The organism is Lacinutrix salivirga, from assembly GCF_053604675.1.
The window spans coordinates 1-366 of sequence record NZ_JBSHNP010000024.1; the positions used below are offsets into that span (position 1 = coordinate 1).

Below are 366 nucleotides of genomic sequence, written 5' to 3' on the forward strand. Positions count from 1 at the left end.
ACTATTAGTGGTTTACCAAATGTAGATACACTTACAGACCAAACAGCATGTGATAGTTATACACTGCCTACTCTTACAAATGGTAATTATTTTTCTGAAACCGATGGTTCAGGAACCGCATTTAGTGCTGGAGATTTAATAACTAGCTCGCAAACCATTTTTATCTACAATCAAGTAGGAACTCCACCAAATAGTTGTGCTAACGAGTCTAGTTTTAATGTTACTATTTTAAGTGCACCAGAAGTCGATTCGCTTCCTAATCAAATAGAATGTGCAAGTTTTACACTTCCTTCGCTTTCTCCTGGTAATAACTATTACAATGGCAGTTTGCTAGATACAACTACCACTCCTGTTTTACTTAATGAA

Annotated in this window: 1 protein-coding gene; it reads left to right on the forward strand. The window is 35.8% G+C overall.

The features are described 5' to 3' along the window. On the forward strand, positions 1-366 hold a 366-nt coding region (locus ACVC5O_RS00180), incomplete at both ends, for a hypothetical protein (protein ID WP_452219442.1).